The following is a 26,037-nucleotide window of genomic DNA, read 5'->3' as shown; positions in this document are numbered from 1 at the left end:
TCTTCCACACCCTCGTCCGGAGGTCCGTCCGCATGCCCGGGGAGAAACCCGACGAACCCGACCCCGCCCGTCCCACCGACAACCCGGCCGGGGAAACGGCGGTGCTCGAGGCCGAGCGCGCCTACCTCGCCGAGGCCCGCGCCGCGCTGCGCGCGATGCGCGAGAGCGCCGCGTCCCTGACGGCCGACACCGCCGCCGACTGGGTGTCGCGCCAGTTCCTGGAGTCGCTGCTGGACCAGCGCGTCGCCGCCCTCGCCGACCACCCCGACACCCCGCTGTTCTTCGGCCGCCTCGACCGCGCCCCCGCCACGGCGGACGCGGCGCCGGGGGCGGACGACGACCTGCCCGCCGCCCTCCACATCGGCCGCCGCCACGTCCACGACGGCGACGCCGGCCGCCCCCTCGTGCTGGACTGGCGCGCCCCCGTCTCCCGCGCCTTCTACCAGGCGGGCCCCGCCGACCCGATGGGCTGGGCGCGCCGCCGCCGCTTCGGGTTCCGGGGCGGGGCGCTGACCGCGTTCGAGGACGAGCCGCTGGACGGCCGCGCGCTCGGCACGTCCGCGCTGCTCACCGCCGAGATCGAGCGCCCGCGCACCGGCCCGATGCGCGACATCGTCGCCACGATCCAGCCCGAGCAGGACGTCCTGGTCCGCGCCGAGCTGCCGACCACGCTGTGCGTCCAGGGCGCGCCGGGCACCGGCAAGACCGCCGTCGGCCTGCACCGCGCCGCGTACCTGCTGTTCACCCACCGCGAGCGGCTGGCCCGGTCCGGCGTGCTGATCGTCGGGCCGAACCGGGCGTTCCTGGCCTACATCGCGGCGGTGCTGCCCGCGCTCGGCGAGGTCCGCGTCGAGCAGGCCACCGTGGACGACCTGCTCGGCGCGCCGACCGCCGAGGAAGCCGCGCCGGTCGCCGCGCTCAAGGGCGACGCGCGGCTGGCCGGCGTGCTGCGCCGCGCGCTGTGGCTGCACATCGCCAAGCCGACCGAGGGCCTGCTGGTCACCCGGGGCATCGCCCGGTACCGGCTGGACGAGCACGAGGTCCGCGAGACGGCCGCCGCGCTGCGCGGCACCGTCCGCTACGCGGCCGGGCGGGCGATGTTCGCGCAGCGCCTCGCCCACCAGATCCTGGTCCGGATGGAGCGGCGCGGCGAGGCCCCCGACGACCGCGTCCAGGACCAGGTCGCCCGGTCCAAGCCCGTCAAGGAACTGCTGGAACGCGTCTGGCCGAAGCTGACGCCCGAGCAGGTGCTGTACCGGCTCTGGTCGGACGCGGAGTTCCTGCGCACCGCCGCGCGCGGCGCGCTCGACGACGACGAGCGGGCCGCCCTGCTGTGGGCCAAGCCCTACCGGTCGCACCGGTCGGCGCGCTGGACCCGCGCCGACCGCGCCCTGCTGGACGAGCTGGCCGACCTCATGGAGCGCACCCCCGCGCTCGGCCACCTGGTCGCCGACGAGGCGCAGGACCTGTCCCCGATGCAGCTCCGCGCCCTCGGCCGCCGCTGCGCGGGCGGGTCCGCGACCGTCCTCGGGGACCTGGCGCAGGGCACGACGCCGTGGTCGGCGCGGTCGTGGCGGGAGGTCCTGGAGCACCTGGGCCTGGACGGCGAAGTCACCGAGCTGGCCACCGGGTTCCGGGTGCCGGGGGAGGTGCTGGACTTCGCCGCGCGGCTGCTGCCGGGCATCGCGCCGGGGCTGGCCGCGCCGCGCTCGCTGCGGCCCGGCGCGGGGTCGCTGGCGGTGCGGCGCGTCCCCGACCCGGTCGGCGCGGTCCCGGACGCGGCGCGCGCGGCGCTGGAGCGGCCCGGCTCGGTCGCGGTGATCGCGCCGGACGCGGCGGTGGCGGCCTGCGCGGCGGCGCTCGAAGACGCGGGCGTCCCGCACGGGACGCTGGGCGCGGACGGGACCGCGACGCCCGGCGACGAGCGGCTGTGGGTCGTCCCCGCGACCGTCGCCAAGGGCCTGGAGTACGACCACGTCGTCGTCGCCGACCCCGCCGGGATCGCCGCCGCCGAGGAGCGCGGCGCGGCGCGGCTGTACGTGGTGCTGACCAGGGCCGTCACGTCCCTGACCGTCCTGCACGCGGGCGACCTCCCGGCCGGGCTGGCCTGACGCCGCCCGACCCGGAGCGTTGACGGGCCCCCGCCCCGGTTCCTAGGGTGGAGGCACATACCGACCGGTTGGTATGTCCTGTTCTGGAGGTCCGTCCGTGAGCACAGCACCGCCCGATGCCGCCGAGCTCGACCGGCGCGTCGCAGCGTTCCTGGCCGGCCACGACCCCGCCGAGACCGAGCCGCGCGAGTTCCTGCGCGCCCGGTTCGACGCGGGGCTGGCCTGGGTCCACTACCCCGAGGGGCTGGGCGGGCTCGGCGCGCCCCGCGCGCTGCAGCCCGCCGTGGACCGGCGGTTCGCCGAGGCGGGCGCGCCGACGAACCACCCCGAGCGCAACGGCATCGGCCTCGGCATGGCCGCCCCGACGATCCTGGCGTTCGGCACGCCCGAGCAGCGCGCCCGGTTCCTGCGCCCGCTGTGGACCGGCGAGGAGATCTGGTGCCAGCTCTTCTCCGAGCCCGGCGCGGGCTCGGACCTGGCCGCGCTCGGCACCCGCGCCGTCCGCGACGGCGACGGCTGGGTCGTGGACGGCCAGAAGGTCTGGACGTCGATGGCGCACGAGGCCCGCTACGCCATCCTCGTCGCCCGCACCGACCCCGGCGTCCCCAAGCACCGCGGCATGACCTACTTCGTCTGCGACATGACCGCGCCCGGCGTCGAGGTCCGCCCGCTGCGGCAGCTCACCGGCGAGGCCGAGTTCAACGAGGTGTTCCTCACCGGCGTCCGCGTCCCCGACGAGCACCGCCTCGGCGAGGTCGGGGACGGCTGGCGCGTCGCCACCACCACCCTGATGAACGAGCGCGTCGCGATCGGCGGCCAGGCCGCCCCGCGCGAGGGCGGCATGATCGGGGTCGTCGCCAAGCTGTGGCGGGACCGGCCGGACCTGCGCACCCCCGGCCTGCACGAGACGCTGCTGCGGCTGTGGGCGGAGGCGGAGGCCGCGCGGCTCACCGGCGAGCGGCTGCGCCGCCAGCTCGCCGCGGGCGGCCCCGGCCCCGAGGGGTCGGCCGCCAAGCTCGCGTTCGCCCGCCTCAACCAGGAGATCTCCGGCCTGGAGCTGGAGCTGCTCGGCGAGGACGGCCTGCGCCACGACGACTGGACGATGCGCCGTCCCGCCGAGGTCGACTTCACCCGCCGCTCGCCCGGCTACCGCTACCTGCGGGCCAAGGGCAACTCCATCGAGGGCGGCACCTCGGAGATCCTGCGCAACATCATCGCCGAACGGGTCCTCGGGCTGCCCGCCGAGATCCGCGTCGACAAGGACGTGCCCTGGAAGGACCTGCCCAAGTGAGCGACCTGCTGTACTCCGAGATCGAGGACGACCTGCGCGCCGGGGTCCGCTCGCTGCTCGACGACACCTGCCCCTGGACCGACGTCCTCGCCGGGACCGAGCGGGACGCCCCCTACGACGCCGCGCTGTGGAAGCGCCTCGGCGACATGGGCGTCACCGCGCTGCCCGTGCCCGAGGCGGCCGGGGGAGCGGGCGCGTCCTGGCGGGAGACCTCGGTGGTGCTGGAGGAACTGGGCCGCGCCGTCGCGCCCGTCCCGTTCCTCGGCTCCGCCGTCCTCGGCACCGCCGCGCTGCTCGCGGCGGGCGCGCCCGACCTCGCCGCCGACGCCGCCGCCGTGCTTGCCGTGCCGCTCAGCACCGCGCCCGGCGCGCGCCCCGGCGGCGTCCGCGCCGACGGCGGCGCGCTGACCGGCGTCGTCACCGCCGTCGCGGACGCGGCGGTCGCGACCGCGTTCGTCGTCCCCGCCGACGACGGCGGCCTCTACACGGTGGACGCGTCCGCGCCCGGCGTCCGCGCCACCGAGGTCACCGCGCTGGACATGACGCGGCGGCTGTCGGACGTCGCGTTCTCCGGCGCGCCCGCCGTCCGCGTCGGCGGCGCGGACGCGCTGGACGCCGCCCTCACCACCGGCGCGGCGCTGCTGGCCGCCGAGCAGCTCGGCGTCGCCGAACGCTGCCTGGCGATGACCGTCGAGTACGTCAGGACCCGCTACCAGTTCGGCCGCCCGGTCGGGTCCTACCAGGCGCTCAAACACCGGCTCGCGGACCTGTGGGCGTCGGTCACCCAGGGCCGCGCCGTCGTCCGGTACGCCGCCGGGTGCGCGGCGCGCGGCGACGCCGACCTCCCGGTCGCCGCCGCCGTCGCGCAGGCGCACTGCTCGCCGCTGGCCGTCCGCGCCGCCGAGGAATGCGTCCAGATGCACGGCGGCATCGGGTTCACCTGGGAGCACCCCGCGCACCTGTACCTCAAGCGCGCCAAGGCCGCGTCCATCGCGCTCGGCACCGCCGACCGCCACCGGGCCGCCCTCGCCGGGCTGGTGGACCTGCCCGCCTGACGGGCGGGACGATCCGACGAATCCGGGCCGCCGAGCGCGCCCGGATTCGTCGGGACGTCCGTTGGCCGCCCGCGCGCCGCCCGCTTGACTGGGCCGGACCCCGCAGAGAGGACCGCCCGTGAGCATGCCCGACGTGATCAGCGACGTGACCGTGTGGTCGCAGGGCCGGTGGCTCGCCGGGCAGGACGTCCGGCTGCGCGGCGGCCGCGTCGCCGCCGTCGAGCCGCACGGGCTGCGGCCCGCCGCCGGGACCGTCCTGCCCGGCGCGGGCGGCCACCTCGTCCCCGGCCTGGTCAACACCCACACCCACCTGCACCAGGCCGTCATGCGGGGCCTCGCCGAGGGCGAACCGCTCATCCGCTGGCTCCGGCACGTCGCCGAGGGCACCGTCGCGCTCACCCCCGAGCAGGCGTACGCGGCGGCCGCCGCCGCGTCCGTCGAGGCGCTGCGCAGCGGCACGACCGCGCTGGTCGAGCACATGTGGCCGCACCCGTCGCGCGCCGTCCACGACGCGGTCCTCGCCGCGCTCGCCGACACCGGCGTCCGCGCGCTCGTCTGCCGGGGCGTCGCGGACCGACCCGACGCCACACGCCGCTGGGGCTTCGAACCCCGCCTCATGGAACCCCTCGACGACGCCTTCGGCCACATCGACGACCTCGCCGCCGCCGTCCGCGGCACCCGCGTGGGGATCGGCGTCGCGCTGCCCAACCCGCGCTCGGTCACCGCCGACGGGCTGCGCGCCGTCCGCGCGTTCGCCGAGGAACGCGGCATGACCGCCACCCTGCACCTGCTGGAGACGCCCACCGACGACGAGATGTGCCGCGAGCACGCGGGCGTCGGCGCCGTCCGCTACCTGGCCGACGCCGGGTTCCTGTGGGACCGGCTGCTGGCCGTCCACTGCGTCGCGCTGGACGCCGAGGGGCGGCGCGTCCTGGCCGAGCACCGCGTCGGCGTCTCCTACAACCCGCTCAGCAACATGCGGCTCGGCAGCGGCGTCGCGCCCGTCCCGGAGATGCTGGCGGCGGGACTGCGCGTCGGCCTCGGCGTGGACGGCGCCGCCAGCAACGACACCCAGGACGCGCTGGAGACGCTGCGGATCGGCGCGTACCTGCAGCGCGCCGCGCACCGCCGCTCCGACCTGCTCGGGTTCGCGCAGATGATGGGGCTGGCGACGAACGGCGCGAACGCCGTCCTCGGCATGGAGGAGCGGCCCGAGGGCGTCGTCCCCGGCATCCAGGCCGACCTCGTGCTCCTGCGGTTCGACCGGGACCTGGCGTGCGTGCCCGTCCACGACCCCGGCGCGACGCTGCTCACCACCGGCAGCGCGCGGGCCGTCGACACCGTCCTGGTCGGCGGCGAGACGGTGATCAGCGGCGGCTACAGCACCCGCGTGGACGAACGCGACCTCGTCGCCCGCGCCGTCGCCGCCGCCCCCGAGTTCACCGCCCCCGCCCGCTGAGCCCGCCCGTGGAGCCCGCGCGGCCGAAGCGGGGGTCAGCCCGCCGTGCGCCGCCCGAACCGGCGGCCCCGCGACCGCCCCGCCGGACGGTCCCCGGCCGTCAGCGACTCCAGCAGCGCGTCCAGCGCGGGCGGCCGCACGCACACCAGCGTCGCGCGGGCCCGCCGCGCGCAGTGCAGCCGCACCGAGGGCCGCAGCAGCCGCGACAGCGCGCCCCGGTCGCCGCGCCCGACGACCAGGATGTCGTCCTCGCGCGTCAGCCGGACCAGCACCGAGCCCGGCTCCCCGACGAGCGCCAGCGCGTCGTGCCGGACGTCCTCGGCCGCGACCTCCGCCAGCAGCCGGTCGATCAGCTCCGCGCCCGCCGCCCGCAGCGCCTCGGTCACGCCCCCGCCGAGCTGGCCCGCCGCCGACACGTGCGGCGGCAGCGGCGCGGCGTGGACCACCAGCAGCGGCAGCCGCCGCAGCCGAGCCTCGCCCACCGCCCACGCCAGGGCGCAGCGCGCCCCCGCGGAGTCGTCCACGCCCACGACCACCCGCGGTCCGCCCTCGGGCCTCACGATCACCTTTCCTCCCGGACGACGGCGCTCCGGCCTGCCTCGCTCGACGCGGCTTCCAGGGTGCAGCCTGGACCGCCCGCGCGAAAGGGTTTTCCGTTTCCCGGCCGAGGTTTTACCGCGTCCCGGCCCGGCGCGCCGCCCCGGCCGGTCCTGTCGGTGGCCGCGCGTAGCGTCGGGGGCGAACCCGCCGCCGAGCGAGAGCGACCGCCATGCCCACCACCGCGACCCGTCCCGACGGCGCGCAGTCCGACTTCGAGCGGGCCGCCGCGCCGTACCGCCGCGAGCTCCTCGCGCACTGCTACCGGATGCTGGGCTCCCTGCACGACGCCGAGGACCAGGTGCAGGAGACCTACCTGCGGGCCTGGCGGTCCTACGGCGCGTTCGAGGGCCGCTCGTCGCTGCGGTCCTGGCTGTACCGGATCGCCACGAACGCGTGCCTGACCGCGCTGGAGCAGCGCGCCCGCCGCCCGCTCCCAGCCGACTTCGGCGACCCCGCCGACCCCGAGCGGCCCGTCGTCGCCGCGCGCGAGGTGCCGTGGCTGGAGCCCGCGCCCGACGCGCTGCTCGCCCCGGCCCCCGGCGCGGACCCGGCCGCCGTCGTCGCGTCCCGCGAGGCCAGCCGGCTCGCGTTCGTCGCGGCGCTGCAGCACCTGCCGCCCCGGCAGCGGGCCGTGCTGCTGCTGCGCGACGTCCTGCGCTGGCGCGCCGCCGAGGTCGCGGAGCTGATCGGCGCGTCCACGGCCGCCGTCAACAGCGCCCTGCAGCGCGCCCGCGCCCGGCTCGCGGAGGTCGCGCCCGACCGCGACGCCCTCGCCGAGCCCGGCGACCCCGCCGCCCGCGCGCTGCTGGACCGCTACGCCCGCGCCTTCGAGGACGCCGACGTCGCCGCGCTCGTCGAGCTGTTCCGGCGCGACGCCGTCTGGGACATGCCGCCCTACCCCGAGTGGTTCGCCGGGCCGGAGGCCATCGGACGGCTCGTCGCCGCGCAGTGCGCGCCCGAGCCGGGGGAGCTGCGGCCCGTCGCGACCGCCGCCAACGGGCAGCCCGCCGTCGCCCTGTACCGGCGGGGCGCGGACGGCGTCCACCGGGCGTTCCAGCTCCAGGTGGTGAGCGTCACAGCGGGCGGGATCAGCCGGGTCACCGCGTTCTTCGACCCGGCCCTGTTCGACGCCTTCGGGCTTCCCGCGCACCTCGCACCGGGTGTTCCCGGATGACGTGAGACACACGTCACAATCTGGCAGTGTCTGTAATTTTGCGTATTGCGCAACTTCATCCTACGGTGAGGGCATGACCGTGGAGCTGGGACTGCGCGAGCGCAAGAAGGCCGCGACGCGGGCCGCGCTGGGCCGCGCCGCGGCGCTGCTCGCCGTCCGGCACGGCACCGAGGGCGTCACCGTCGAGGCCGTCGCGGCCGAGGCGGGCGTCTCGCCGCGCACCTTCCACAACTACTTCGCCGGGAAGGAGGAGGCGATCGTCTCCGTCCTGACCGACGGGGCCCGGGCGATCGTCGACGGCCTGCGCGCGCGGCCCGCCGGGGAGGACGTCCGGGAGTCGCTGCGGCAGGCCGTCCGCGGCGTCCTGCTCCCCGCGGGGCGGGAACCCGACGACCTGGCCCTCACCCTCGCGCTGCTGCGCGTGGTGAAGGCCGACCCCGCGCTCGTGGCCGGCCAGCTCGGCGGCCTCGTGCAGACCCAGCGGGAGATCGCCGAGATCATCGCGGCGCGGACCGGCACCGACGCCGCCCGAGATCCGTACCCGCACCTGCTCGGCGGCGCCGCGGCGCTCGCCATGCGCACCGTCGTCGACCTGTGGTCCGACCGGCCGCACCGCGACCTGGGCGGACTGCTCGACGAGGCGTTCGCGCTGCTGTGGGCGGGGCTCCCCGCGCCCGCGGCGCCCCCGCCCGAACCCTGACCGCACCTCCGCAGCACCCGAGCAGCACCCGAACCGCGCCCCGACCGCGGCCGGGGAGAGCCCACCCCCTCCCCGGACCGCACCCCGCGGCGCGCCGGCAGGCCCCGGCGCGCCGCCCCCGACCGATCCACGCGACCCCCGGACCGCCGACCGCGGCCCGGCGACGATGGGACTCCCTCTCTTGGCCACCTTCCTCTACCGGCTCGGCCGGTTCTCCTTCCGGCGCAGGGGGCTCGTGACCCTCCTGTGGGTCGCGCTGCTCGTCCTGTGCGGGGTGGGCGCGGCGACGCTGAAGGGACCGACCTCCGACGACTTCTCGATGCCCGGCACCGAGTCCCAGCAGGCCCTCGACCTGCTGAAGGACAAGATGCCGCAGGCCAACGCCGACGGCGCGACCGCCCAGATGGTGTTCGCCGCACCGGACGGCGGCAACCTCAACGAGGCCAGGGCGAAGGCGGCCGTGGAGCGCGCCGTCGCCGAACTGCGCGCCGCGCCGCAGATCGCCTCCGTCGCCGACCCCTACCAGGCCAAGGCCGTGTCGCCGGGCGACGCGCGCGTCGCCTACGCCCAGGCCACCTACAAGGTCCCGCCGATCGACGTCGAGGACGCCTCCCGCGACGCGCTCACCGACATCGCCGGGCACGCCCGCGACGCCGGGCTCACCGTCGAGCTGCGCGGCACCGCCACCCAGGCGATGCCCGAGCAGAGCGCGACGGAGGTCATCGGCATCGCCATCGCCGCGGTCGTCCTGCTCATCACCTTCGGGTCGCTCGTCGCGGCGGGCCTGCCGCTGCTCAACGCCATCCTCGGCGTCGCCATCGCCATGTCGCTGATCACCGCCGCGACCGGCCTGATCGACATGAGCTCGATGACGTCCACGCTGGCGCTGATGCTCGGCCTGGCCGTCGCCATCGACTACGCCCTGTTCATCGTCTCCCGGTACCGGCACGAGATCGCCGAGGGCCGCGACGGGCCCGAGGCGGCGGGCCGCGCGGTCGGCACCGCGGGCTCGGCCGTGGTGTTCGCCGGGCTCACCGTCGTCATCGCGCTCGCCGGGCTGTCGGTCGTCGGCATCCCGATCCTCACCGAGATGGGCCTGGCCGCCGCGCTCGCCGTCGTCGTCGCCGTGCTCATCGCGCTCAGCCTGCTGCCCGCCCTGCTCGGCTTCGCGGGCCGCCGCGTCCTCGGCGGCCGCCGCCGCTGGCTGCGCGGCGGACCGAAGGCCGGGAAGACGGCGATGGGGGAGAAGTGGGCGCGGTTCGTGCTGCGCCGCCCGCTGCCGGTGCTGCTGCTGGCCGTCGTCGGCCTCGGCGTCGTCGCCGCGCCCGCCCTCGACCTGCGGCTCGGCATGCCCGGCGACGAGGTCGCCTCGCCCAGCACCACCCAGCGCAAGGCCTACGACCTGCTCAGCGACGGGTTCGGGCCCGGCTTCAACGGGCCGCTCATGGTCGTCGTCGAGGGCGGCGCGGCCGGGGCCAAGGCGGACGCCCAGGCGTTCGCGGCCGACCTGGCCAAGATGCCGGACGTCAAGGCCGTCACCCCGCCCGTCGCCAACCCGGCGGGCGACACCGCCCTGCTGACCGTCGTGCCCAAGAGCGGGCCGAGCAGCGAGGCCACCCAGGACCTCGTCAACGACATCCGCGACCAGGCCGGAGCGCTGCACGACCGGTCCGGCGCGAGCGCGATGGTCACCGGGCAGACCGGCATGCTGATCGACATCTCCGACAAGATGGCCAAGGCGCTCGCGCCCTACCTCGCCATCGTCGTCGGGCTCGCGTTCGTGCTGCTCATGCTGGTGTTCCGGTCCCTGCTCGTCCCGCTGAAGGCGACGCTGGGGTTCCTGCTCACCGTCCTGGCCACCTTCGGCGCGGTCGTCGCGGTGTTCCAGTGGGGCTGGCTCGCGGGCCTGCTCGGCGTGGACACCACCGGGCCCATCATGAGCCTCATGCCGATCTTCATGATCGGGGTGGTGTTCGGGCTCGCGATGGACTACCAGGTCTTCCTGGTCACCCGGATGCGCGAGGAGTTCGTCCACGGGGCGTCGCCCGACGAGGCGGTCGCGATCGGGTTCCGGCACGGGGCGCGCGTCGTCACCGCCGCGGCGATCATCATGATCGGCGTCTTCGCCGGGTTCCTCACCTCCGGCGAGTCCATGATCAAGATGATGGGCTTCGCGCTGGCCGTGGGCGTGCTGTTCGACGCGTTCGTCGTCCGCATGACGATCGTCCCGGCGGTCATGGCCCTGGCGGGCCGCGCCGCGTGGTGGCTCCCGCGCTGGCTCGACCGCGTCCTGCCCAACGTCGACGTCGAGGGCGAGAGACTGCGGCACCGGCTCGCCGCGGGCGCCGCCGGCGGCGCGGACGCCGCGGACGATCGCGACCGGGCCTTCACCGGCTCGTAACACCGGCTCGCCGCGGGCGCGGGGCCGCCCCCTCCCGAGGGCGGCCCCGCGCCCGGTCCCGCCGAGCCGCGCCACGCACGACCCGGCGGCCCCACCCCCTCGAGGACCGCCCCATGAGACTCCTGTCGCCCAAACCCCCCGCCCCCGCCCCCGTGCCGGCTTCGCGCCGCTGGATCGTTCCCGGACCGCGCCCCCGCCCGGTCCGCGAGCTGATCCTGATCGCGGTGCTGTTCACCGTCTACAAGATCGGCCGCGTCGCCGCCGACGACCGCGTCCCCGAGGCGTTCCGCAACGCCCACGACGTCTGGCGGTTCGAGCGCGACGTGCGGCTGCCGCACGAGAACGCGATCCAGGACGCGCTGCTGCACAGCGTCCCGCTGATCCACCTCGCGGACTCGTACTACGCCTACGTCCACTTCCCCGTCATGGGCCTGTTCCTGCTGTGGACGTACCTGCGGCGGCCCGCGTTCTACCGGTGGATCCGCTGGGTCGTGGTGGGCCTGACGGCGCTCGCGCTCGTCCTGCACTTCGCCGTCCCGCTCGCCCCGCCCCGCATGCTCGCGACGACCGGCCTGGTCGACACCGGCGCGCGGTTCGGCCCGGCGGTGTACGGGTCCCCGCAGACCGACACCGTCGCCAACCAGTACGCCGCGATGCCGTCCCTGCACATCGGCTGGGCGATCATCATCGCGGTCGGCCTCATCGCCGCGACCCGCACCCGCTGGCGCTGGCTCTGGCTCGCCCATCCCATCGCCACGACGCTCGTGGTCGTCGGCACCGCGAACCACTACTGGCTGGACGGCATCATCGCGACGCTGCTGCTCACCGCCGTCCTCATCGCCCTCGAACCCCTCCGCAGGAAGGCCGTCCAGGAGACCGCGGCCCCGGCGGCCCCGCCCGCGCGGGATCTGGGGGAGGGGCCCGCCGGGGTTATAGAGTCGGTGCCAAAGACGCAGATCCCACGGACACCACGCGCCTGACCGGTGTCGCGGGGGTCGCCCCCCTGGGAGTCATCTTGAACGACATGCCCCGCCGCGCGGTGACGCGGACCGCCAAGCTCGCCACGCTGCCCCTGGGCTTCGCGGGCCGCACCGCGCTCGGGTTCGGCAAGCGGACCGTGGGCCGCCCGGCCGAGGCGGTCGCCGCCGAGGTGCAGCGCCGCACGGCCGAGCAGCTCTTCTCGGTGCTGGGGGAGCTCAAGGGCGGCGCGATGAAGGTCGGCCAACTGCTGTCGATCTTCGAGGCGGGGCTGCCGGAGGAGGTCGCCGCGCCGTTCCGCGCGAGCCTCACCAAGCTCCAGGAGGCCGCGCCGCCGCTGCCCGCCGAGACCACGCACCGCGTGCTGGCCGAGGGCCTCGGGCCGGGCTGGCGCAACCTGTTCGCCGAGTTCGACGACCGGCCCGCGGCGGCCGCGTCGATCGGGCAGGTCCACCGGGCGGTGTGGCACGACGGCCGCGAGGTGGCCGTCAAGGTGCAGTACCCCGGCGCGGACGAGGCGCTGATGAACGACTTCAAGCAGCTCTCCCGGCTGAGCCGCGTGGTGTCGCCGCTGTTCCCCGGGATGGACATGAAGGCGGTCGTCTCCGACCTGCGGCGGCGGCTGGAGAAGGAACTCGACTACGTCGACGAGGCGCGGGCGCAGAAGGCGTTCCACGCCGCGTACGACGGCGATCCGGACTTCGTCGTGCCCGGCGTCGTCGCGCAGTCGGGGAACGTGCTGGTCACCGAGTGGATCGAGGGCAAGCCGCTGGCCCGCGTCATCGCCGGGGACGACCAGGCCGAGCGGGACCGGGCCGGGCTGCTGCTGTTCCGGTTCATCCTGTCGGGGCCCGTCCGCTGCGAGCGCATCCACATCGACCCGCACCCGGGCAACTTCCGGCTGCTGCCGGACGGGCGGCTCGGCGTGCTGGACTTCGGCGGCGCGGCGCGCGTCCCCGCGCGGCTCCAGGAGTCGCTGGGACGGCTGCTGCGGATCGGGACGCTCGGCGACGCCGAGGAGGTCGCCGCGTGGCTGCGCGCGGAGGGGTTCCTGGACGCCGACGCCGAGGTGGACGCCGAGGAGGTCGCCGCGCTCGTCGCCCCGCACGTCGAGCCGTTCCAGGAGGAGACGTTCCGGTACACGCGCGCGTGGATGCGCGAGCAGACCGCGCGCGGGCTCGGCATGGCCGGGCAGCTCCGGCCGGGCGGCCTGGCCCGGCACCTGCGGCTGCCGCCGGAGTACCTGGCGGTGAGCCGGGCGCTCGCGGCGTGCGGCGGCGTGCTGTGCCAGCTCGAGACCGAGGGAGCGTTCCGCGCGGAGGCGCTGCGCTGGCTGCCGGGGTTCGCCGACGGGCCGGACGCCGCCGCGGCCACCGCCTGAGCGGGGCCGCGCCGGGCCGGGCTCAGCCGAGCGCGCGGGCCTCCTCTTCCTCGACCTCGCGGTTCCACTCGCGCTTGGCGGACTGCCAGCCGTCCTCGTCGCGGCCGACCCGCCAGTAGCCGGAGATCGACAGCCGCTCCAGCGGAATCCCCTTCTCCACGCGCAGGTACCGGCGCAGGTCGCGGACGAACCCGGCCTCGCCGTGGACGAACGCGTGGATCTCGCCGGGCGGGAACTCCAGCGCGCGGACCGCCTCGGTCAGCGCCTCCCCGACGCGCCGCCCGCCGCGCTCCAGCCAGACGACCTCCGCGCCGCCGGGGACCTTGAGGTCCTGCCGCTCTGCCGCGTCGGCGACCTCGACGAACGCGCGGACGGGCACGCCGTCGCCGATCCGCTCCAGGGCGGCGGCGATGGCCGGCAGGGCGCTCTCGTCGCCCGCGAGCAGGTGCCAGCCCGCGTCCGGGTCGGGCGCGTACGCGCCGCCGGGGCCGAGGAACCGGATCTCGTCGCCCGGCCTGGCGGCCTCGGCCCACGGCCCGGCGAGGCCGGTGTCGCCGTGGTACACGAAGTCCAGGGTCAGCTCGCCCGCGTCGGCGTCCCACGCGCGGACGGTGTAGGTCCGCGTGACGGGCCACTGGTCGCGCGGGTACTCCGCGCGGACGGCCGCCATGTCGAACGGCTCGGGGTAGCTCACGCCGGGCCGCGGGAACAGCAGCTTGACGTAGTGGTCGGTGAACTCGCCCGCGGGGAAGCCGGTGAGTCCCGGCCCGCCGAGGACGACGCGGATCATGTGCGGGGTGATCCGTTCGGTGCGGACCACCGTCCCGGTGCTGAGGGCGGGGCCTTTTCGGGCCTGCTCCTTCGCCATGCGTCCTCCGATCGGAAGGAATTGCTTAGGTAAGCCTAACGTGCCCGCCGGGGTGAGGCGCGGGTCCGGCCGGTTGATCATCCGGGACGGGGGAATACCGCACTGGATGATCTTGTCGGGGGGCGGGATGAGCGACGCGCTGCTGCGCACCGGGCGGTTCTTCGCCGAGACCTTCGCGCGGGCCGACGTCGCGCCCGACCTGCGCGCCGTCCACCTCCGGGGCGGCCGCGAGGGCGACGTCTTCTACCGGGACCGCTGGAGCCACGACAAGGTCGTCCGGTCCACGCACGGCGTAAACTGCACCGGCTCGTGCTCCTGGAAGGTGTACGTCAAGGACGGCGTCATCACCTGGGAGGCGCAGGAGACCGACTACCCCTCCGCCGGACCCGACCGGCCCGCCTACGAGCCGCGCGGCTGCCCGCGCGGCGCGGCGTTCTCCTGGTACACCTACTCGCCCACGCGGGTGCGGTTCCCGTACGCGCGCGGCGTCCTGGTCGAGATGTACCGGGAGGCGCGCGGGCGGCTGGGCGACCCGGTCGCGGCGTGGGCGGAGATCGTCGGGGACCCCGAGCGGCGCCGCCGGTACCAGGAGGCGCGCGGCAAGGGCGGCCTGGTGCGCGTCTCGTGGGACGAGGCGCTGGAGATCGCGGCGGCCGCGCACGTCCACACCATCGCCGAGCACGGCCCCGACCGGATCGCCGGGTTCTCCCCGATCCCGGCGATGTCGATGGTGTCGCACGCCGCCGGATCGCGGTTCGTGTCGCTGCTCGGCGGGACGATGCTGTCGTTCTACGACTGGTACGCCGATCTGCCGATCGCCTCGCCTCAGGTGTTCGGCGACCAGACCGACGTCCCCGAGTCCGCCGACTGGTGGGACGCGGCGTACCTGCTGCTGTGGGGCTCCAACGTCCCGGTGACCCGCACCCCCGACGCGCACTGGATGGCCGAGGCCCGCTACCGGGGGCAGAAGGTCGTCGTCCTGTCGCCGGACTACTCCGACGCGACCAAGTTCGCCGACGAGTGGCTGCACCCGCACCCCGGCACCGACGGCGCGCTGGCGATGGCGATGGGCCACGTGATCCTGCGCGAATGCTTCGTCGAGCGCCGCGTCCCCGCGTTCGCCGAGTACGTCGCCCGGTTCACCGACCTGCCGTTCCTGGTCACGCTGGAGGAACGCGACGGCGCGTACGTGCCGGGCCGGTTCCTCACCGCCGCCGACCTCGGCGACACCGGGGAGGACGCGGCGTGGAAGACCGTCCTGCTCGGCGCGGACGGCGCGCCCGTCGTACCGGGCGGGTCGCTCGGCTTCCGGTGGAGCGAGAGCGGCAAGGGCCGCTGGAACCTCGACCTCGACGGCATCGAACCGCTGCTGTCCGTCGAGAACGGGGACGGCGGCGCCGAGGTGCTGCTGCCGCGCTTCGACACCCCGGACGGGTCCGGCGAAATCCTGCGCCGGGGCGTCCCCGTCCGCACGGTCGCCGGGCGCAGGGTCACGACCGTGTTCGACCTGATGCTCGCCCAGTACGGCGTGGCCCGCCCCGGACTTCCCGGCGACTGGCCCGCGTCCTACGACGACGCGTCGCGGCCGTACACGCCCGCGTGGCAGGAGGAGATCACCTCCGTCCCCGCCGCGACCGCCGTCCGGATCGCCCGCGAGTTCGCCGCGACCGCCGAGAAGACCGGCGGCCGCTGCATGATCATCCTCGGCGCGGGCGCGAACCAGTGGTTCCACGGCGACACGATCTACCGCGCGATCCTCGCGCCGCTCCTGCTCACCGGCTGCCAGGGCCGCAACGGCGGCGGCTGGGCGCACTACGTCGGACAGGAGAAGATCCGCCCGTTCACCGGCTGGGCGCAGCTCGCGTTCGGCCTGGACTGGGTCCGCCCCGCCCGGCAGATCCCGGCGACGCCGTACTTCTACCTGCACACCGACCAGTGGCGCTACGACGCCTACCGGACGGACGCGCTGGCGTCCCCGCTCGCCGCCGGGCTGCTGCGCGGCGCGCACACCGCCGACCTGGTCGCCCGCGCCGCCGCGACGGGCTGGACGCCGTTCGCGCCGTTCTTCGACCGCAACCCGCTCGACCTCGCCGACGACGCCGACGCGAGCGGCGCGGACCCGGCGGAGTTCGTCGCCGCCGAACTCGCCGCCGGACGGCTCCGCCACGCCACCGCCGACCCCGACGCCCCGGAGAACTGGCCGCGCGTCCTGCTGGTGTGGCGCGCGAACCTGCTCGGCTCGTCCGCCAAGGGCGACGAGTACTTCCTGCGGCACCTGCTCGGCACCCACGGCGCCTTCGACGCCGACGAGGCGCCGCCCCGCCGCCGCCCCGCCGACGTCGCGTGGCGCGCCGAGGCCCCGCGCGGCAAGCTCGACCTGCTGCTGTCGATCGACTTCCGGATGACGTCCACGACGCTGCTGTCCGACCTCGTCCTGCCCGCCGCGACCTGGTACGAGAAGCACGATCTGTCCTCGACCGACATGCACCCGTTCGTCCACGCGTTCAACCCGGCCGTGGACCCGCCGTGGGAGGCCCGCAGCGACCTGGACGCCTTCCAGGCCCTCGCGGACCGGTTCAGCGGCCTGGCCCGCGACCGGCTCGGCGTCCGCCGCGACCTGGTCGCCCAGCCGCTCCAGCACGACACGCCGGGGGAGCGGGGCGCGCCGTTCGGCTCCCCGGACGGCACCGCCCCCGCGTTCACCGTCGTGGAGCGCGACTATCCGGCCGTCGCCGCCCGGATGGCCGCGCTCGGCCCGAAGGCCGAGACCGCCGGGCTGCCCGTCAAGGGCGTCGTGTTCCACCCCGACCGGGAGGTCGGGTGGCTCGCCGAGCGCGCCGGGACCACCGACGACGGGCGGCCCCGCCTCGCCACCGCCGCCGACTGGTGCGAGGCGATCCTGGCGCTGTCGGGCACCAGCAACGGGCGGCTCGCCGCGCAGGGCTTCGCGCAGCTCGCCGAACGCACCGGGAAGTCCTTCGACGCCCTCGCCGAGGAGGGGCTGCGGCGGCGCGTCACGTTCGCCGACGCCCGCGAGCACCCCGTCGAGGTCGGGCCGTCCCCGGAGTGGTCCGGGATCGAGGCCCCCGACCGCCGCTACGCGCCGTTCACCGTCAACACCGAGTACGGCAAGCCGTGGCACACCCTCACCGGCCGCATGCACTTCTTCCTCGACCACGCCTGGATCGCCGAACTCGGCGAACAGCTCCCGGTGTTCCGCCCGCCCCTGGACCTGCACGGCCTGCTCGGCGAACCCGTGCCCGGCGAGGACGGCGCGGCGGGGCTCGCCGTCCGCTACCTGACCCCGCACTCCAAGTGGTCGATCCACTCCGAGTACCAGGACAACCTGCTCATGCTCACCCTGTCGCGGGGCGGCCCGACCGTGTGGATCAGCGTCGCGGACGCGCGGCGGATCGGCGTCGCCGACAACGACTGGGTCGAGATGGAGAACCGCAACGGGACCGTCGTCGCGCGGGCGGTCGTGTCGCACCGGATGCCCGCCGGGACCGTCTACTACCACCACGCCCAGGAACGCGTCATCGACATGCCGCTCGCCGAGCGCACCGGGCGGCGCGGCGGCATCCACAACTCCCTGACCCGGCTGCTCGTCAAACCCACCCACCTCGTCGGCGGGTACGCGCAGCTCTCCTACGCCTTCAACTACCACGGCCCGACGGGCAACCAGCGCGACGAGATCACCGTCATCCGCCGCCGCTCCCAGGAGGTGACGTACTGATGCGCGTCATGGCGCAGCTCGCGATGGTCATGAACCTCGACAAGTGCATCGGGTGCCACACCTGCTCGGTGACGTGCAAGCAGGCGTGGACGAACCGGTCCGGCACCGAGTACGTGTGGTTCAACAACGTCGAGACCCGGCCCGGCCAGGGCTACCCGCGCCGCTACGAGGACCAGGACCGCTGGCGCGGCGGCTGGGAGCTGGACCGGCGCGGGCGGCTGCGGCCCCGCTCGGGCGGCCGCGCCCGCCGCCTGCTGACGATCTTCTCCAACCCGCTCATGCCGTCCATCGGCGACTACTACGAGCCGTGGACCTACGACTACGCGAGCCTCACCACCGCGCCGCTCGGCGACGACTTCCCCGTCGCGCGGCCCCACTCGCTCGTCAGCGGCGAGCGGATGAAGGTCGAGTGGAGCGCGAACTGGGACGACGACCTCGGCGGCGGGCCCGCGCTGGCCGCCGCCGACCCCGTCGTGGAGAAGATCGCGCAGGACGTCCGGCTCGACTACGAGCGCGTGTTCATGTTCTACCTGCCGCGCATCTGCGAGCACTGCCTGAACCCGTCGTGCATGGCCGCGTGCCCGTCCGGCGCGATCTACAAGCGCGAGGAGGACGGGATCGTCCTGGTCGACCAGGACCGCTGCCGGGGCTGGCGGATGTGCGTCACCGGCTGCCCCTACAAGAAGGTGTACTTCAACCACCGCACCGGCAAGGCCGAGAAATGCACGTTCTGCTACCCGCGCGTGGAGGTCGGCCTGCCCACCGTCTGTTCCGAGACGTGCGTGGGGCGGCTGCGCTACCTCGGCGTCCTGCTCTACGACGCCGACCGCGTCGCCGAGGCCGCCGAGACCGAGGACGACACCGCCCTGTACGAGGCGCAGCTCGGCGTGTTCCTCGACCCCGAGGACCCGGACGTGCGGGCGGCAGCGCGCCGCGACGGCGTCCCCGACGCGTGGGTGCGCGCCGCCCGCGACTCGCCCGTCCACGCGCTGGTCAACCGGTTCCGCGTCGCGCTGCCGCTGCACCCGGAGTACCGGACGATGCCGATGGTCTGGTACATCCCGCCGCTGTCGCCCGTCGTGGACGCGCTGCGCGGCACCGGCCACGACGCCGAGGACGCGGGGAACCTGTTCGGCGCGATCGAGACGCTGCGCATCCCCGTCTCCTACCTGGCGGAGCTGTTCAGCGCGGGCGACCCCGAGCCGGTGACGCGCGTTCTGCGCCGCCTCGCCGCGCTCCGCTCGTACATGCGCGACCGCAACCTCGGCGACCCCGCCGACCCCGCCAAGGCCGAGGCCGTCGGGATGACCGGACGCGACATGGACGACCTGTACCGGCTGCTGGCCCTCGCCCGCTACGAGGAGCGGTACGTCATCCCCACCCAGGCCGAGGCGGAGGCCGCCGCCCTGGAGGAGTCGGTCTGCCCGGTCGGGGAGGACGCGGGCGCGCGGCCCGGCCCGTTCGGCGAGGCGTCCGGACGGCCCGAGCGCGCGTCGGTGGAGAGCTTCCACGCGCTGCGCGACCGGCAGACCGGCGGCGCGCTCGTCCACCCGGCCGACCGCAAGGGCCGCGTCAACCTGCTCAACTGGGACGGCCAGGGACGGCCCGGCGGGCTCTTCCCGCACCGCCCGAAGAAGAAGAAGGAGGGCGAGGAGTGAACGCCGTCGTCTGGCAGGCCGCGTCCCTGCTGCTGGAGTACCCGACCGACGAGCTGTACGCGCGCCGCCCGCTGCTGCGCGCCGCCGTCGCGGACCTGCCCGCCGGGGAGCCCGCCGCGCGGCTCGCCGCGTTCCTGGACCACCTGGACGCCGTCCCGCTCGGCGCGCTCGCCCGCGACTACGTCGCCACCTTCGACCTGCGCCGCCGCTGCTGCCTGTACCTCACCTACTACCGCGACGGCGACACCCGGCGGCGCGGCGCGTCGCTCGTCGCGCTCAAGGAGCGGTACCGCGCGGCGGGCGTCGAGCCCGCCACCCGCGAGCTGCCCGACTTCCTGCCCGTCGTGCTGGAGTTCGCCGCGCTGCACGGCGGCGCGGACCTGCTCGCCGAGCACCGGGCGGGCCTGGAGCTGCTGCGGCTGGCGCTGCGCGACCGGTCCTCGCCGTACGCCGCGCCCGTCGAGGCGGTGTGCGCGACGCTGCCCGGGCCCGCACCGCGCGACCGCGCCGAGGCGCTGCGGCTCGCCCGGACCGGGCCGCCCGGCGAACTCGTCGGCCTGGAACTCGGGCTGCGGCCCTTCGGGCCGGGGGGCACCGCGTGAGGGTGCTGCTGTGGGCCGTGCTGCCGTACGTGTCCGTCGTCCTGCTCGTCGGCGGGACGGTGTGGCGCTGGCGCTACGACCGGTTCGGGTGGACGACGCGGTCGTCGGAGCTGTACGAGAAGCGGCTGCTGCGGATCGCCAGCCCGCTGTTCCACTACGGGCTGATCTTCGTGATCCTCGGGCACGTCGCCGGACTGGTCGTCCCCGAGGGCTGGATGTCGGCGCTCGGCGTCCGCGAGAGCGTCTACCACGCGGTGTCGCTGTACGCCGGGTCGCTCGCCGGGGCCGCCGCCGTCGCGGGGCTGGCGATGCTGGTCTACCGGCGGCGGACGCGCGGGCCGGTGTTCTCCGCGACGACCCGCAACGACAAGCTCATGTACGTCCTGCTCGGCGCGTCGCTGCTGCTCGGCCTCGCCGTCACCGTCGTCGAGAACGGAATCCTCGGCGGCTACGACTACCGGACGACGGTCGGGCCGTGGTTCCGCGGCCTGTTCGCGCTGCGGCCCGACATCACGCTGATGGAAGGCATCCCGCTCCTGTACGCCTTCCACACCGTCATCGGAATGGTGCTGACCGCGCTGTTCCCGTTCACCCGCCTGATCCACGCGTTCGCCGCGCCGTGGCGGTACCCGTTCCGGCCCTACCTCGTCTACCGGAGCCGGACGTCCGGGCCGCGCACGCGCGCCGAGCGGCGCGGGTGGGAGCCGATCCGCTGAGCGCGGGTCACGGCGTGATGCGGCGCAGCGCGCCGATCCCGACGACGGCCCACACCGCGACGGCGGGCCACAGCAGGACCTCGCCGAGCGTGTGGAGCCAGGGGACGCCGCAGACGGTCCCGGCCGTCATCGTGCTCACCGCCGTCATGCCGAGCGGGAACACCGTCGACCAGCGCCGGACGTCGTAGCGGAGGCGCGGCCAGCGGACCTCGCAGCCGACCAGGACGGCGTACCAGCCGAGCGCCGCCGCCAGCAGCGCCAGCGTCGCCCACCGCAGCGGGCGGGGCGGCTCGGCGGCGTGCGGCGCGGCGGCCGCAGTCACCTTTCCGCAGGCCAGCGCCGAGATCGACAGCGCGCCCGCGACGACCCAGTGGTCCCCGGCCCCGGCGCGGAGCTGCCCGAAGTCGAAGCGGGTCAGCACCAGCGCGTACAGCGCGACGCCGAGGACGAGCAGGACCCCGGCGGGCCACACCAGCCAGTGCGCGGGGAACAGCACCGCCAGCGTCGCCGACAGCACCGCCACCGACTGCGTCCCGACCGTCACCAGGTACGCCGCGCCCGGCACCCGGCGCTGGAGGTTGCGCAGCACGCGGGGGAGCAGCACGACCCACACCAGCGCGGCCGCCGCGAGCAGCGCCGCCGCGGCGGTCGTCCGGCCGAGCAGCGCCACCCCGACGCCGAGCACGCCGGTGCCCGCCACCGCCGTCAGCGCGGCGGGCGTCGCCGCCTCGCGCCGCCACTCGGGCCGGTCGGCGCCGAGCCGGGCGAAGAACACCACGGCCAGCACGACCCACACCAGGCCCGCGACGGCCAGCACGATCCGGGACGGGCCGGTCCGGCCCGCCAGGTGCAGGCCGACCGCGACGATGCCGGTGCCCATGACCTCCGCGCCCCACGCGGGCGTGACGTCGGCGCACCGCCGCCGCCGGACACTCGATTCGGGCGTCATACCGCGTTCCTCCCCCTCCCGCCGGGCCCGCACCCCTGCGCGCGACGGACCGCCCCGCCGGGCCTGACGCGCCGCCCGGCCGCGTATATCGTCCTTTCGGGCGCGACCGGCGCGCACCCGGAAGGAGCCGCCCCGTGGCCGACCTCGTCGGAGCACTGGACCAGGGAACCACCAGCACCCGATTCATGGTCTTCGACCGGGGCGGCGCCGAGGTCGCCCGCCACCAGCTCGAGCACGACCAGATCCTCCCGCGCGACGGCTGGGTCGAGCACGACCCCGTCCAGATCTGGGACCGGGCCCGCGCCGTCGTCGAGGGCGCGCTGGCCGGGGCGGGCCTGACCGCCGCCGACCTCGCCGCCGTGGGGATCGCCAACCAGCGCGAGACCACCGTCGTGTGGGACCGGCGGACCGGGCGGCCGTACGGCAACGCGATCGTCTGGCAGGACACCCGCACCGACCGCATCGCCGCCGCGCTGGAGCGCGACGGGCGCGGCGACGTCGTCCGCCGCCGCGCCGGGCTGCCGCCCGCCACCTACTTCGCGGCGGGCAAGGCGCAGTGGATCCTGGAGAACACCGGCGGCGTCCGCGCCGCCGCCGAGCGCGGCGACGCCCTGTTCGGGACGATCGACACCTGGCTGCTGTGGAACCTCACCGGCGGCCCGGACGGCGGCGTCCACGTCACCGACGTCACCAACGCCAGCCGCACCATGCTCATGGACCTGGAGACCCTGGACTGGGACGACGAGCTGCTGTCGTTCTTCGGCGTCCCGCGCGCGATGCTGCCCGAGATCCGCTCCTCGTCCTCGCCCGAGCCGTACGGCACGACGCGCCGCGACGGCCCGTTCGGCGCGGAGGTCGCGCTGACCGCCGCGCTCGGCGACCAGCAGGCCGCGATGGTCGGGCAGGTGTGCTTCGCGCCCGGCGAGGCCAAGAACACCTATGGCACCGGCAACTTCCTGCTGCTCAACACCGGTACCGAGCCCGTCCGGTCCGAGGCGGGCATGATCACCACCGTCTGCCACCGGTTCGGCGACGAGCCCGCCGTGTACGCGCTGGAGGGCTCGATCGCCGTCACCGGGTCGGCCGTGCAGTGGCTGCGCGACCAGCTCGGGATCATCTCCGGCGCGGCGCAGAGCGAGGCGCTGGCCGCGCAGGTCCCCGACAGCGGCGGCGTGTACTTCGTGCCCGCGTTCTCCGGGCTGTTCGCGCCGTACTGGCGCGGCGACGCGCGCGGCGCGATCGTCGGGCTGTCGCGCTACCACACCGCGGCGCACCTGGCGCGGGCCACGCTGGAGGCGATCTGCTACCAGTCCCGCGACGTCGTGGACGCGATGCGCGCCGACTCCGGCGTCGCCCTGGACGTCCTGCGCGTGGACGGCGGCATCACCGCCAACGAGCTGTGCATGCAGATGCAGGCCGACATCCTCGGCGTCCCGGTGTCGCGGCCCGTCGTCGCCGAGACCACCGCGCTCGGCGCGGCCTACGCCGCCGGGCTCGCCACCGGGTTCTGGAGCGGCCCGGACGAGCTGCGCGGCAACTGGGCCGAGGACCGCCGCTGGGAGCCGACATGGGACGACGACCGCCGCGCGGCGGGCCTGGCGGGCTGGCACAAGGCCGTCGAACGCTCCCTCGGCTGGGCGGGGTGAGCCACCGCGCCGCCGCGCGAATGTGACGCAGCCGTCGCGCTTCCACCTTCAAAAGAACATTGATGTCTGCTTGGATGGCGGTCGGTGATCATCCCCGGACGAAAGGGACGCGATGCCCACCACCCCGATCCTTGCCCCCCGCAGGCGCGGCACGGCGCTCGCCGCCGCCGTCGCGGCGCTGCTCGCCGTCCTGGCCGCGCTCGTCGCGCCGCCCGCGCGCGCCGACGCGCCCGCCCCGCCGACCCTGCCGGACGGCTTCGGCCTCACGCAGGTCCCGACCGAACCGGAGATCGCCGCGCGCAACACCGCGAACGACTTCGTCATCACCGTCACGACGCCGCAGGTCGCCGGACGGCACCACATCCGGATCATCCTCCCGGACGGGTACGCCGCCGACACCGCCAAGCGCTACCCGGTGATGTACCTGCTGCACGGCTCGCCCGGCGACCCCGCGAACTACTTCAACGGCTACCGCGCCCTCAACGGCCAGGCCGGGATGATCTTCGTGCTCCCCGACGGCGGCAACCGCGGCTGGTACTCCAACTGGCGCGACCAGAACACCCCCGCCGGGGCGCAGAACTGGGAGAACTTCCACATCGACCAGCTCGTCCCGTACATCGACGCGAACCTGCGGACCGTCGCGGACAAGCAGCACCGCGCCATCGCGGGCATCTCGATGGGCGGATTCGGAGCGCTCCACTACGCCCAACTCCACCCCGACCTGTTCTCCGACGTCGCGACGATGTCCGGCGACAACGACCTGTCGGTCAACTCGATGGACCTGCGGCTGACCGTCGTCGGCTCCCTCATCGACGCGACGGGCGCGCTGTGCGCCGCGAGCACCCTGTCGGACCCGACCGCCGACTGCGCGGTGAACGACGCCTACGCGCCCGCCGTGGACAGCGACGCCCTGTTCGGCTCGCCGTACCCGGTGCTCAACGCCGACCACCTGTGGAACGAGGCGGACCCGGGCGCGAACGCCGCCAAGCTCGCCGGCCTCGGCGTCTCCATCTACATCGGCAACGGGGGCGGCGGCGTGTTCCAGGCCCCGATCGGCCCGAAGGGCCTGGAGTGGTGGCTGGAGGGCGCGTCCAAGCACTTCAAGGACAAGCTCGACGCCGCCGGAGTCCCCTACTACTGGAAGGACTACGGCGACGGCACCGGCTGGGGCCAGTGCGACGGCGGCCACGACGCCCTGTGCTGGGACCAGGACCTCGTCGACTACGTCCCGCGCCTGGCGGCCAAGTTCGGCGTCTGAGCGGAACCGCGCCGACCGCCGTCCGGTTTCCGGGCGGCGGTCAGCCGTTCCAGACGCGCGCGACGGCGTCGGCCTCGGCCTCGGCCTGCCGCACGCCCGCCTGGAACGCCGACCGGCTCGCCGCCGCGTCGAAGATGTCCAGCGGGAACATCCGCATCGTCTCCACGCCCGGCCCGACGACGGCCGTCGCCGCGGGGCGGACCGCGGCCAGTTCCGCGTCGAGCACGGCGGTCGGCAGCCGCAGATGGCCCAGCGAGTCCAGGACGACGACGCGGTCGTGCCCGGCGGTGAGGTCGGCGTGGGTGGTGGACGCGACCAGGCCGTCCACGCAGCGGCGGCCGCCCGCCTCGACCGGGGCGAAGATCGTCGGCGTCGCGCACGCCGCGCGGAGCGCGTCGCCCAGCGGCGCCGCGCCGCCCCGCCGCCACACCACGCGCTCCCCGGTGTCGGCGTCCACGGCGACCAGCAGCAGCGGGTAGTCCGGCCACTCCTCGGACGGCAGGCGGCCGACGACCAGGTCCACCCGGCGCGCCGCGGCGCCGGCGTCCGGCACGGGGGACAGGCGCGCGGCCCGCGTCCGCCGCTCCTCGGCGGGGACGGCGGTGTCGGCCAGGATCTCGAACAGGGTCAGGAAGCGGTCGGCGGACGGCCGGGCCGGGGGAGCCGCGTCGGCCGCGTCCAGGAGCCCGTCGATCGCGGGCTCCAGATCCGCGCCGAACGCCAGCAGCGCCCCCGCGAAGGCCCCCGCGGACGTGGCGACGATCAGGTCGGCGGACCCGAGGTCGGTCCCCGCGCGGCGCAGGCCCTCGATCAGCCCGGCCTGCCACGGCAGGCCCGGCGAGATGCCCGCGCCCAGCACCAGCGCTCGCGTCACGGCCCCTCCTTCCCCGCGGACCGCCCTACCCCGGCGCGCCGGAGCCGACACGGAAGCCCGGTTCAGGGCCCGCCGGGCAGGCGGCGGCCCGACAGCAGGTCGGGGCGGATGCGCAGGAACCGGTCCGGGCCGCCGCGCACCCACGGGCGCAGCGGGACGGCGCGCAGCGCGGCCAGCTCCGCCGCGTCCACGACGGCGCGGGCGCGGCCGATCACCACCACCGACCAGCCCGTGCCGGTCCGCGCGTCGTAGTCGTCGGCCTCGAACGCGACGACCGCGTCGCGGACCGCCGCCGCGAGCCGCGAGTCCGACGACGTCCGCACGACCACGTCGCCGTCCACCAGCGTGAAGTTCACCGGCTGCACGGCGGGCAGCGCCCGGTCGGTGAACACGATCCGGCCGATCGGGACGGCCGCGAGCAGGGCGCGGCACGCGCCGTCGTCCAGGATCTGCAGCCCGCCCCGGTCCAGCGTCATGCCCCGAGCATGGCGCGCGGGGCGCGCGCCGGTCAGGGCCGAAGGTCCCGCGCGCGGGCGGCGGGGTCCCCCGGGCCGGGGCCCAACGGCCCTGCGGGACGGGC

20 protein-coding genes are annotated in these 26,037 nt (G+C 75.7%); 15 read left to right on the top strand and 5 right to left on the bottom strand.

The window, feature by feature from the left end:
* Positions 1-32 precede the first annotated feature (32 nt).
* The 4 genes from G339_RS0122715 to G339_RS0122700 all read left to right on the top strand — a co-directional run bounded on the left by G339_RS0122715 (position 33) and on the right by G339_RS0122700 (position 5,916).
* The gene (locus G339_RS0122715; protein WP_019633366.1) at positions 33-2,111 is read left to right on the top strand and encodes a HelD family protein; all 2,079 of its coding nucleotides are present in this window, start codon (positions 33-35) and stop codon (positions 2,109-2,111) included.
* A gap of 73 nt (positions 2,112-2,184) precedes the next feature.
* Entirely contained in the window at positions 2,185-3,402 is a 1,218-nt protein-coding gene (locus G339_RS0122710; protein WP_205625614.1) for an acyl-CoA dehydrogenase family protein, read from the top strand.
* Complete coding sequence (locus G339_RS0122705; RefSeq protein WP_019633364.1) at positions 3,399-4,457, top strand: acyl-CoA dehydrogenase family protein; 1,059 nt, start codon at positions 3,399-3,401, stop codon at positions 4,455-4,457. Before G339_RS0122710 ends, G339_RS0122705 begins: the two co-directional genes overlap by 4 nt.
* A 124-nt stretch (positions 4,458-4,581) precedes the next feature.
* Positions 4,582-5,916: an amidohydrolase family protein gene (locus G339_RS0122700; protein WP_019633363.1), complete on the top strand. Its 1,335-nt coding sequence runs from the start codon at positions 4,582-4,584 to the stop codon at positions 5,914-5,916.
* A gap of 35 nt (positions 5,917-5,951) precedes the next feature.
* Here the strand turns inward: G339_RS0122700 and G339_RS37045 are convergent, their stop codons facing one another.
* Positions 5,952-6,482: a universal stress protein gene (locus G339_RS37045; protein ID WP_169514774.1), complete on the bottom strand. Its 531-nt coding sequence runs from the start codon at positions 6,480-6,482 to the stop codon at positions 5,952-5,954.
* Between the two features lie 203 nt (positions 6,483-6,685).
* Here G339_RS37045 and G339_RS0122690 point away from each other — a divergent pair, with 203 nt between their 5' ends.
* From G339_RS0122690 to G339_RS0122670, 5 genes are all read left to right on the top strand, one after another.
* Positions 6,686-7,690, top strand: a complete 1,005-nt coding sequence (locus G339_RS0122690; RefSeq protein ID WP_019633361.1) for a sigma-70 family RNA polymerase sigma factor — start codon at positions 6,686-6,688, stop codon at positions 7,688-7,690.
* A gap of 73 nt (positions 7,691-7,763) precedes the next feature.
* Positions 7,764-8,390 (top strand): acyl-CoA-like ligand-binding transcription factor, encoded by a 627-nt coding sequence (locus tag G339_RS0122685; protein WP_019633360.1) that lies wholly within the window; start codon positions 7,764-7,766, stop codon positions 8,388-8,390.
* 181 nt (positions 8,391-8,571) lie between these two features.
* Positions 8,572-10,791, top strand: a complete 2,220-nt coding sequence (locus tag G339_RS0122680) for an MMPL family transporter (protein WP_019633359.1) — start codon at positions 8,572-8,574, stop codon at positions 10,789-10,791.
* Positions 10,792-10,904: 113 nt separating this feature from the next.
* The gene (locus G339_RS34905) at positions 10,905-11,771 is read left to right on the top strand and encodes a phosphatase PAP2 family protein (protein WP_019633358.1); all 867 of its coding nucleotides are present in this window, start codon (positions 10,905-10,907) and stop codon (positions 11,769-11,771) included.
* A gap of 44 nt (positions 11,772-11,815) precedes the next feature.
* Entirely contained in the window at positions 11,816-13,150 is a 1,335-nt protein-coding gene (locus G339_RS0122670; RefSeq protein ID WP_019633357.1) for an AarF/UbiB family protein, read from the top strand.
* A gap of 22 nt (positions 13,151-13,172) precedes the next feature.
* On the opposite strand, the gene G339_RS0122665 is transcribed toward G339_RS0122670, so the two are convergent.
* Positions 13,173-14,018 (bottom strand): siderophore-interacting protein, encoded by an 846-nt coding sequence (locus G339_RS0122665; RefSeq protein ID WP_019633356.1) that lies wholly within the window; start codon positions 14,016-14,018, stop codon positions 13,173-13,175.
* A 127-nt stretch (positions 14,019-14,145) separates the two neighbouring features.
* On the opposite strand from G339_RS0122665, the gene G339_RS0122660 reads away from it, so the two are divergent.
* Genes G339_RS0122660 through narI form a run of 4 tightly spaced genes read left to right on the top strand, consistent with a single transcriptional unit; the run spans position 14,146 to position 20,730 of the window.
* Positions 14,146-17,754, top strand: coding sequence for a nitrate reductase subunit alpha (locus G339_RS0122660; RefSeq protein ID WP_019633355.1), 3,609 nt, complete (start codon positions 14,146-14,148; stop codon positions 17,752-17,754).
* Positions 17,754-19,412, top strand: a complete 1,659-nt coding sequence (gene narH, locus G339_RS0122655; protein WP_019633354.1) for a nitrate reductase subunit beta — start codon at positions 17,754-17,756, stop codon at positions 19,410-19,412. Before G339_RS0122660 ends, narH begins: the two co-directional genes overlap by 1 nt.
* Entirely contained in the window at positions 19,409-20,014 is a 606-nt protein-coding gene (gene narJ, locus G339_RS0122650; RefSeq protein WP_019633353.1) for a nitrate reductase molybdenum cofactor assembly chaperone, read from the top strand. The genes narH and narJ overlap by 4 nt, the downstream gene beginning before the upstream one ends.
* Complete coding sequence (gene narI, locus G339_RS0122645) at positions 20,011-20,730, top strand: respiratory nitrate reductase subunit gamma (protein ID WP_026341692.1); 720 nt, start codon at positions 20,011-20,013, stop codon at positions 20,728-20,730. Before narJ ends, narI begins: the two co-directional genes overlap by 4 nt.
* Positions 20,731-20,737: 7 nt before the next feature.
* Here the strand turns inward: narI and G339_RS0122640 are convergent, their stop codons facing one another.
* On the bottom strand, positions 20,738-21,679 hold the full coding sequence (locus tag G339_RS0122640) for a tellurite resistance/C4-dicarboxylate transporter family protein (protein WP_019633351.1): 942 nt from the start codon (positions 21,677-21,679) through the stop codon (positions 20,738-20,740).
* A 134-nt stretch (positions 21,680-21,813) separates the two neighbouring features.
* Here G339_RS0122640 and glpK point away from each other — a divergent pair, with 134 nt between their 5' ends.
* Positions 21,814-23,325 carry a glycerol kinase GlpK gene (gene glpK, locus G339_RS0122635; protein ID WP_019633350.1) on the top strand — a complete coding sequence of 504 codons (1,512 nt, stop codon included), beginning with the start codon at positions 21,814-21,816 and terminating at the stop codon, positions 23,323-23,325.
* Positions 23,326-23,437: 112 nt separating this feature from the next.
* Positions 23,438-24,583, top strand: coding sequence for an alpha/beta hydrolase (locus G339_RS0122630; RefSeq protein ID WP_019633349.1), 1,146 nt, complete (start codon positions 23,438-23,440; stop codon positions 24,581-24,583).
* 40 nt (positions 24,584-24,623) lie between these two features.
* On the opposite strand, the gene G339_RS0122625 is transcribed toward G339_RS0122630, so the two are convergent.
* Both G339_RS0122625 and G339_RS0122620 read right to left on the bottom strand, forming a co-directional pair.
* Positions 24,624-25,457, bottom strand: coding sequence for a patatin-like phospholipase family protein (locus G339_RS0122625; RefSeq protein WP_019633348.1), 834 nt, complete (start codon positions 25,455-25,457; stop codon positions 24,624-24,626).
* A 62-nt stretch (positions 25,458-25,519) separates the two neighbouring features.
* Positions 25,520-25,933 carry a pyridoxamine 5'-phosphate oxidase family protein gene (locus G339_RS0122620; protein ID WP_019633347.1) on the bottom strand — a complete coding sequence of 138 codons (414 nt, stop codon included), beginning with the start codon at positions 25,931-25,933 and terminating at the stop codon, positions 25,520-25,522.
* Between the last annotated feature and the right edge of the window lie 104 nt (positions 25,934-26,037).

It is taken from the genome of Actinomadura atramentaria DSM 43919 (assembly GCF_000381885.1).
Lineage (GTDB): Bacteria > Actinomycetota > Actinomycetes > Streptosporangiales > Streptosporangiaceae > Spirillospora > Spirillospora atramentaria.
The sequence above is the reverse complement of the archived record's forward strand: the minus strand, read 5'-3'. Positions and strand labels throughout refer to the sequence as shown.